At 37.9% G+C, this 8,636-nt stretch carries 9 protein-coding genes and 1 pseudogene; all 10 read right to left on the reverse strand.

From position 1 onward, the window contains the following. Window positions 1–160 precede the first annotated feature (160 nt). Window positions 161–1,270: a glycosyltransferase family 1 protein gene (locus H6G45_RS13420; protein ID WP_190598922.1), complete on the reverse strand. Its 1,110-nt coding sequence runs from the start codon at window positions 1,268–1,270 to the stop codon at window positions 161–163. A 44-nt stretch (window positions 1,271–1,314) separates the two neighbouring features. Continuing rightward, complete coding sequence (locus H6G45_RS13425) at window positions 1,315–2,289, reverse strand: GDP-mannose 4,6-dehydratase (RefSeq protein WP_199309765.1); 975 nt, start codon at window positions 2,287–2,289, stop codon at window positions 1,315–1,317. A gap of 105 nt (window positions 2,290–2,394) precedes the next feature. Then, window positions 2,395–2,997, reverse strand: a pseudogene (locus H6G45_RS13430) (IS1 family transposase); the annotation flags it as partial. A gap of 263 nt (window positions 2,998–3,260) precedes the next feature. Continuing rightward, window positions 3,261–4,379 (reverse strand): hypothetical protein, encoded by a 1,119-nt coding sequence (locus tag H6G45_RS13435; RefSeq protein ID WP_190598923.1) that lies wholly within the window; start codon window positions 4,377–4,379, stop codon window positions 3,261–3,263. A gap of 18 nt (window positions 4,380–4,397) precedes the next feature. Next, on the reverse strand, window positions 4,398–5,132 hold the full coding sequence (locus tag H6G45_RS13440; protein ID WP_190598924.1) for a class I SAM-dependent methyltransferase: 735 nt from the start codon (window positions 5,130–5,132) through the stop codon (window positions 4,398–4,400). Beyond that, window positions 5,125–6,426, reverse strand: a complete 1,302-nt coding sequence (locus tag H6G45_RS19865; RefSeq protein ID WP_190598925.1) for an ABC transporter ATP-binding protein — start codon at window positions 6,424–6,426, stop codon at window positions 5,125–5,127. The genes H6G45_RS13440 and H6G45_RS19865 overlap by 8 nt, the downstream gene beginning before the upstream one ends. 259 nt (window positions 6,427–6,685) lie before the next feature. After that, the gene (locus tag H6G45_RS13450; RefSeq protein WP_190598926.1) at window positions 6,686–7,138 is read right to left on the reverse strand and encodes a DUF29 domain-containing protein; all 453 of its coding nucleotides are present in this window, start codon (window positions 7,136–7,138) and stop codon (window positions 6,686–6,688) included. Window positions 7,139–7,172: 34 nt separating this feature from the next. Then, the gene (locus H6G45_RS19870) at window positions 7,173–7,283 is read right to left on the reverse strand and encodes an ATP-binding cassette domain-containing protein (RefSeq protein WP_347338269.1); all 111 of its coding nucleotides are present in this window, start codon (window positions 7,281–7,283) and stop codon (window positions 7,173–7,175) included. A 128-nt stretch (window positions 7,284–7,411) separates the two neighbouring features. Next, window positions 7,412–7,858: a DUF29 domain-containing protein gene (locus tag H6G45_RS13460; RefSeq protein ID WP_190598927.1), complete on the reverse strand. Its 447-nt coding sequence runs from the start codon at window positions 7,856–7,858 to the stop codon at window positions 7,412–7,414. Between the two features lie 461 nt (window positions 7,859–8,319). Further along, the coding region (locus H6G45_RS13465) for a hypothetical protein (RefSeq protein WP_199309766.1) at window positions 8,320–8,636 on the reverse strand (317 nt) is incomplete at its 5' end.

Raw genomic sequence — 8,636 nt, forward strand, 5'->3', positions numbered from 1 at the left:
AAGGAAATCGTAGCATAAATCGAGCATTTATACCATCATTTTCACTTCTAAAAATAACACAAATATTGTTATGAGATAAGCATTTAAAGTGCCGATAGAAAATATTTTTTGATCTCTAATTTTATTTTTGAATTAACGTTTTGTGTCATTTTTTGTATTTCTAATTATTTATATTTAATGCATCTTCATAAGCTAGTAACGTCTTCTTAAGAGTTTTATCCCAGCTGAATAGCTTTAGTCTTTCCTGTCCCTTCAATACTATTGCATCTCTTGTTAATGGATGATCTATTACAAGCAATAAATTATCAACTAATTCATCAATTGAATTAGGATTAAATAACAATCCAGCATCCCCAACAACTTCAGGAATACTAGAAGTATTAGATGCGATAACTGGAGTGTTACAAATCATTGCTTCGAGTGGTGGTATCCCAAATCCTTCATATTGTGATGGATAGACGAAAGCAATACTATGTCTATATAACTTAGCTAAATAAGTATCACTTATGTTATTTAAATTTAAAATATAGTTGTCTAACTTCAACTCTGCTATTTGTCTCTGTTCTGAATCCGTGAAGACTGAGCCTACAACGCAAAGATATAATTCAGGATTTTTAAAAACTACTTTTTTGAAAGCACTCAATAAAAAACTAAAATTTTTGTAGCCGCCACGCCCACCAACATAAACAAAAAACGGTTTACCAGGAATAGGTTCATCCCCATAACCTAAGGCATCATTAAAATCTGTTGCTAGGTGTGTGACCCTCACCTTATTTTCTACCGAGGGGTATCTTTCCAACAAATCTAACTTTGTACTTTCAGAAATGCACAATATAATATCAGCCGCCAATATTGCGTGGCGTTTTAGTTTTATTGTCTGATCTTGAGAAGAAAGAGTTTCGGCAAATACTTCATGGATCATGTCATAAACGGTAATAACAATAGGCACATTTCTTTTTCGTATTACTTCTCTGGTAAGTAGTGAATAGTAAGTAGGATGGTAAATTTGATAGTTACTTAGAAATTCTATACTTTTAAAATAGTAAGGCTCTAGGTAATAGGATAGACAACCGGGCTTAAAGCCAAAACGCTTATAGCTAAATAATTCTAAGTTTGGATGATGCGGATGCGGTTCTTTCGATGATCGAATACTTGTTAAGATTGGAGTAAAATTTGACGGTAATCTATTAATAATATTGTCAAAATATCGACTTATACCGCCATTCCGTTGATGTCCATAAATTTCTCCATCATAGAAAATTTTAGTCATAGTAAAAGCCTAAATAAAATCAAATTTTATGTTTTGCGTTTAATTTATATTCCATGCAGTATATGTTCCATCATCATCCTGACAATATCTGCCATCTTAAACTTAGGCTTCCAACCTAACTTTAATTTTGCCCTTTCAGGATCACCTAAACTCATAGCAATATCAGTTGGTCGCATTAAACTAGTTTCAATATTGACATAATCCTGCCAATTTAAATTTACCGTAGCAAATGCTTCAAATACAAACTCTTCTAAAGAATGGCCTTCGCCTGTGGCAATGACATAATCTTCGGGCTCAGACTGCTGTAGCATTAAGTACATAGCTAACACATATTCTTCAGCCCAGCCCCAGTCTCTGCATATATTTATATTTCCCAAAGATAGCTTTTGTTTGGAACCTTGGGCAATTTTACAGGCTGCAGAGATGATTTTTTGGGTAACAAATCTTTCCGGTCTCAAGGGCGATTCATGGTTGAACAAGATGCCGGAACAGGCAAATAAACCATAGGCTTCTCTATAGTTAGCTACCTCCCAGAAAGCTGTAGCTTTAGCAACTCCATAGGGACTACGGGGACGAAAAGGGGTATTTTCATCAGCGGCAACCCCGTGAGTATCTCCAAAACATTCGCTAGATCCTGCGTTGTAAAATTTTGCTGGTAGTCCTAAAAAACGGATAGCCTCCAACAAATTTAAAGTACCTGTGGCTATGCTTTCTAAAGTTTCTACTGGCTGTTCAAAGGATAAACCAACGGAACTTTGACCACTGAGATTATAAATTTCCTGCGGCTGACAGCGGGTCAACACTTGAAGGACACTACGAAAATCATTAACAGCCATTGAGACTAAATTAACTTTCTGCTTAATACCGAGCTTGATAAGATTATTAAAGTTCGATATCTGGGCATCACGGGATGTTCCCCAAACTTCATAACCTTTATTCAGCAAAAGCTTGGATAAATAAGCCCCATCCTGTCCTGATATACCACAGATCAATGCTTTTTTGATGTTTGAGTCGTTCAAAGCAATTAATTATAAATTCTAATTAAACTTATAGGGGCCAATTGAACAGTTAGACAGATCTTGGAACCCCGGATAATAGTCTATAAACATCGCGAAAAGAGAGTTTCAAGAAAGTAATAAGAGGCGCCAGTCGCGTAGAATTTTTATGCTACCATTAGCCTTGAATTTGGCCAATATTGCCATGGTGACATCAACCATGTGGACTGACCTGGAGACAACCTTCGTCCGGCGATGGAATCTGGCGAACCAATGACGATTATCTGAGTTGTTTCTCTCAATTCCGACCGTTTCTCTTTTACTAATCACATGAAATGTATCAGGATGTTTATCCAGCAGTTGTCAATAGGGTTTACAGTCATCGGTACAGTATACTGTCACTTTCCACCTTACCAGTCTCTTCAGCAAACGACTCAAGGTTTGACTATCACGATTTTCCAGTTCCCAGTCGATAAGTCTCCCAGTAATATAGTCATATGCTTTCCAGACCCATAACTTGTTTTTTTATCTGGAGAAAATGCCACATTTCGTCTAATTTCACCACCTTGGCTGAGTCTGGGGCTGGTTTTTCATAGTTTTTCTTCACCAAAATCTCTAACCCAGTTGAGCACTGACTGAGTAGAAACTCCCAATAGTTTTGCCGTCGCGTTCATCGACATACCACTCATGTACAGTAAGACCGCTTCTAGTTTCCATCCACAGAGGTTTACCCCATCGAGATCACATCGAGGACAATGTATAAAAACCTTTTCAAAATCCCACTAGCAATATCATTAGCTACCTGAAACTCCCATGTGATTATATATCAAACTCAACATGAGATGAATAACACTTAGAATTCCAAAGTCTAAATCGTTCGCAACAATCAATTTGAGTTAAATGCTCAAAATCTAAATTTATAGTATTATATGGCATAAATTTGAAACCTAGAAAAACTTCTTCTGTGTAGAAGAGAATCGACGAATCGCCATTAATTAATGCCTTATTATATTTTCTAATATATTAAAGATTTTATTTTTCCAACTAGACCTATGATTTTTTTTAATTTCAACTTGAAAATATTCATACATTTCAAAAGGATTTAAGCCTTCCATATTGCCATTCTGTAATTCAAGGTAATATAAATATCTGGCATTCGGAGAAATTGACTCGCCATTTAGGAAAAAAGAATATAAGTATTTTTGACTTTTTAAGTTTTCATATCCATAGAAACTTAGAAGTTTTTTGTACTCCTCAGATATTGAGTGCCAGAATTCACTGTTAACTCTTTCACGAAAATGCCTGGATAAAGTTAAAGAGTCGTCAGGATTCCATCCACTGAAATGGAAAAACACTAGCGGGTACTTATCTACCATATACCTTCCATTGACAATATAAGTGTTTTTTTGAGTAATGTTCCAATAAGCAACATTTACAGCAGGATGCTTAATCAAGCAAACATTATCAAAAAATAGAGGGATGTAGTTTAACCAAAGCTGATCTCCACAAATAAGACTTTGCACTCCTTCTCCTTTTCTGGCAAAGGAGAATTCGATTAATCTTCTTCTAAACCAGTCAATAAATTTTTTGGCTTCATCAGAATGTCTAATGCCTAAAAAACCTCCATTATATAGTCCTGAGACAAGAATATTTAATTCAATTGGAACTATATGATTCTTTGCACTTATTGGTTGTGTAATGTGTGGATTAAGTAAAACCGAGCATTGCTCAAGTTTGTTAAAAACTATTTCTAGGGAATCAAAAACAACAATGTCAGAGTCTAAAAAAATCCAAGAAGCAGCAATATTTTTTTCATAAAAATACGAATGTAAAAAACCTCTCAGGGCACAACAAATTTCGAACGACTCATAATAGAACTTCATGGGTTCTATATCGTTAGAATATCCTAACTCATCCAGTGTAATTACTTCAAATGTTTCACTTTTTAACTGATTCTCTCTACCACAAGAGTCAACAATGAGTACATATAGGGGACATGTTGGATTAGTAGACCGCAGTGAATGATTTAATGCTCGGACAGAGGGTAAGTAGCTGTAGGTGGCAATAGTACAAACTGCTCTTTTATGAACAAACTTTAGTTTTGGTAAACTCATAATGTTTTAGTCTTTCGTTTAGATTTTTTCGGCAACAAGTATATTGCTCAAGTACAAATTGCTTTTTACTAAGACTCGATTTCGGATTAGCTCACTTGAAACAAACGTTGTCATGGCGCTGTTAAATATATGAAAAAGACGATTTATTATCCTGTCAATATTATTACGGGTCGAGGGCAATGTATAAAAGCTACCTAAAATAGTTCCTAAGACATCTAGTGCATTCCCTGCGCAGATGTTTTTAAGAACTGCGAATCCGTGTTTTCTTGCCATAAAATCAATTGCGTATATAGTAGGTCTCCAAAAATCAAAGGGTTCCTCATGCAGTGGGTATATATGGGGACAGGTAATTAAAATTTTTCCTTTTTCTTTTAGTAATTTTGAAAAATTTTCAAAGGCAGTATCCCAAGTTGCAACATGTTCTAAAACTTCCGTGCAAAGAATTACATCAAAATCATATTGAGGAATTGATAGTTTACTAATATCACTATCAATAGATGCGATAAAATCAACCGAACCAAAATCGTTTTGGTAAATATCCATTCCTGTGTATTTAAAGCCAATTTGTTCAACAAAGGTTCTGAATGGCTGATTTCCACAACCAATGTCTATAAGACGAGGAGCTTTGTCATATAGCTTTATGCAGTCTAAAAGTTCAAACTCGATATGGTTCCGGATAATTTTAGTCATAAATGAATCTCTTGGACAAGAAAATTTATAATCTACTCTTCTGGATGAAATTACATTATTCATAAAATTCGTTTTCCTGTTCAATACACCAAGTAAATTCATCTAAATACGTACAAGTTCCGGGAACCCATTCATAGTTGTGACGAACAAAATTATTCATAGAGATTTCAAATGGACAAATATCACTCAATTTCTCTAGTAAAGTGTTTTCCTTTCTGCTAGATAGCCATGTAGTTAGTGAATAGCATCCCATATAAATTCTTAACTTCGGAATTTTGCATCTTAATGTATAATAACCAGGTGACAAACATCCTAGCTCATGATCTATTCTTGTATCTGAATTTAAGAACCAGAAATGACATACTGGCTGCTGAGTAAAAATATCAATGATTTGAAATGAAAAGCTTAGATCGCTCCTTTTCTTCTTATTTATTAGTAAAAATTGAAATTCAACACTACATCCCCAGTATAAATATGATTCTTGAGTATCACAAAGAATATCAGCAGAATAAACGAAGGCATCATTATCTCCAGAGCAACTTGACAAATACTTTCTTCCCTTCAAAGTATTTTCATTAAATGCACTTTGATACGACTGAATGACTCCCTCTGGGTTTCCACTATCCTTCACTGAACCTCTTTCAAGTAGAATGCATGAATGTGTTAGCCTCCTTACTGCCTGTAAATTATGACTTACAAACAAAACTGTTCTTCCTTCCTTCTCCGCTACATCCTCCATCTTCCCCAAACACTTATTCTGAAACTGGGCATCCCCCACCGCCAACACCTCATCCACCACCAAAATCTCTGGCTCCAGGTGCGCTGCCACCGCAAACGCCAACCGCACATACATGCCCGATGAGTAGCGTTTTACCGGTGTATCAAGAAACTTTTCCACCTCCGCAAAGTCCACAATTTCATCAAATTTACGACGAATCTCCCGCTTACTCATCCCCAGAATCGCCCCATTCAGGTAAATATTCTCCCGCCCCGTCAGTTCAGGATGAAATCCCGTCCCCACCTCCAACAAACTCGCCACCCGACCATTGATCGAAATGCGTCCTTCTGTTGGCTCCGTAATCCGGCTGAGAATCTTTAACAGCGTTGACTTCCCCGCCCCATTGCGCCCAATAATCCCTACCCGATCGCCCTGCTTAATCTCAAACGACACATCCTTTAGCGCCCAGAAATCCTCATGGGTGGGATCTTCCCGGTGGCCATTGCGACTAAAAATTTGCCCCAAAGACCCAGCCTTTTCCGCCAACACATCCCGCAGTGCCGTATAGCGTTCCTGCTTTTGATGGCCAATGACGTACTTCTTGCCCAAATTTTCAACCCGAATAACCGTATCTGCCATAAAATTTCTAATTGCTCAGCCTAACGTGCGATTGCTTATCAAGAAAAAACAAAACGGCGCTCCTTCGGAGCAAACCATACTTAAGAATAAACTTTCCTCAACCCATCCTCCCACTGTCGACCATCTTGAAAATTATCCCCACTAATATACAGTTTTCTTCCAACTGTTCAAAAGCCCAATCCAGTCTACTGCTCATAAACTTATATAGTGGTTGATTAGAGTCGGCAATGATGATCTTAAAATCACCTGAAACTTTCCCCTAGGGTAACCAATCAGGGTCTAAGATTTGTTCAATGGTATAGGGGCAACGTAGAGGAAAAGTATCTGGGGATAACTTTGATTTACGAATGGCACTTTTACGGGCTTTTTGGTAATCTTTTTCCAGAATCATTGTTAGATGATTAGCAAGAACTTCTGATTCAAGCAATAAATCTAGCTCCAGACGAAAATTATCAATTTCTTTTTCCCAGCCATTCCCTGACCATGACTTTTCAGAATGCCAGTATTGATAAATTAATAAATGAATTAATAATCGGAGTAAGTAACTTTCAACTTTATGCCGCTGTTCCCGCCCCAATGCTTCAATCTCCTCAGTTAAATTTTTCCAGTCGAGATATTGTACATCATGGTTTTTTAATTGAATAAGAGTAGCATCTAGCCAAGCTACATAGTCACTCTCATAGAGATTTTTAGTGGAAATTTGAGAAGTCATAACATTAATTAAATTGTCAACTTAGAAAACTATTTTAGCAATCTTTTAAGGGCGATCGCCTAATATTACGCCCCTCCGTCGGCTCCGTAATCCGGCTGAGAATCTTTAACGGCTTTGACTTCCCCGCCCCATTGCGGCCAATAATCCCAGGTGCACCGCATAGCGGATCTCTGCGAGATCGCCCTGCTTAATCTCATTGGATTGGCTAGTGTCGTTAATACATTAACTGAATTGTCAACAGATGCAAGCATTTTTCGGATATTTGCCCTGGCCTCAGTCCGGCAGAAACTCTGGATCAAGTAGAGCCTCGGCAGAAAATGGACAACTTTTTGGAAAAAGATTAGCGGGTAATTCACTCTTTTTAATCGCCTGTCGCCTAGCCTTGATATAAATTTCCTCAATTTCTTGCAAGAAATAATTATATAAAGTTTTAGACTTTAACAATAACTCCAGTTCAAACCGAAAATTATCAATTTCATTTTGCCAACCCTTTCCACAAAGATTTTTCTCGCTATCCCAATATTGATACAACAATAAATTAATGAGCAACTGACGCAGGTAACTATCAACTTTTCGTCTTTGTTCATCACCCAAACCTAGAATTTCCTCCTTTAAATGTTCTAGATCCAACTGCTCAATTTTATTGCTCTCAAGCATCCTGTAAGTCTCTTGAAGCCAAAGAAAATAATCTTGATCGTAGAGTGCATTAATTGTGTTCATGGCAGGTTTCTGTTTCTGTTTGTCTTGGGAACTTTTAACAGTATTAATTTTCCTGCCCCATTGTAGCTAATAATCCCTAGGCGCACCGCGTAGCAGATCTCTGCGAGATCGCCCTACTTGATCTCAAAAAACACATCCTTTAAAAGCCCAAAACGGCCCATGGGTGGGATCTTCTCGGTGGCCATTACGACTAAAAATTTGCCCTAAAGACCGGGCCTTTTCCGCCAAGACATCCCACAGTGCCGTATAGCGTTTCCGCTTTTAAGGAAATTCTAAGCTTAGATTTAAATCATTGAGGACTTGAAAAACTTCAAAACGTTGTGCCGACACAGGCCCTTGCCCCACAGAGAGGTCATAGAGCGTTCCCGGTGCAATATCGATTGTTGTAATGTTTGACCTACAGGGCGATCGCCCTTAGGAGAACAGGTCCCCATATTCCGCTAGCAGGGCCAGAGCTTCCCTTAATGCCCGTCGGTTTCCGTCGGAGGGGTCAAGCTGGAACTGTATTTCGGCAATACGGCATCGAGTTTCAATTCTAGTTCGTGCAATTTGGCGTTCTCTCTCCTCAGCTCTTCGAGATTCATCTGCTCTTTCCTGAGCCATTCTGCATTGTTCTTCTCGAATTCTGCGTTGTTCTTCTCGAATTCTGCGTTGCTCTTCCTCAGTTCTTCGTTGTGCTTCTTGAGCCAAGCGGTTTGTTTCTCGATTTCGACGGTTCCACTCAACGCCGAAATTAGCCAATGTAGCCAGGAGGGCTGCCACAGTGAATCCATTGCTC

Origin of the sequence: Synechocystis sp. FACHB-383 (genome assembly GCF_014698605.1) — a bacterium.
Lineage (GTDB): Bacteria > Cyanobacteriota > Cyanobacteriia > Cyanobacteriales > Microcystaceae > Synechocystis > Synechocystis salina.

What these genes read in the sequence shown, in the direction of transcription:
- H6G45_RS13420 (WP_190598922.1), bottom strand. Translation starts at nt 1,270, where the DNA reads ATGACTAAAATTTTCTATGATGGAGAAATTTATGGACATCAACGGAAT.
- H6G45_RS13435 (WP_190598923.1), bottom strand. Translation starts at nt 4,379, where the DNA reads ATGAGTTTACCAAAACTAAAGTTTGTTCATAAAAGAGCAGTTTGTACT.
- H6G45_RS13440 (WP_190598924.1), bottom strand. Translation starts at nt 5,132, where the DNA reads ATGAATAATGTAATTTCATCCAGAAGAGTAGATTATAAATTTTCTTGT.
- H6G45_RS19865 (WP_190598925.1), bottom strand. Translation starts at nt 6,426, where the DNA reads ATGGCAGATACGGTTATTCGGGTTGAAAATTTGGGCAAGAAGTACGTC.
- H6G45_RS13450 (WP_190598926.1), bottom strand. Translation starts at nt 7,138, where the DNA reads ATGACTTCTCAAATTTCCACTAAAAATCTCTATGAGAGTGACTATGTA.
- H6G45_RS13460 (WP_190598927.1), bottom strand. Translation starts at nt 7,858, where the DNA reads ATGAACACAATTAATGCACTCTACGATCAAGATTATTTTCTTTGGCTT.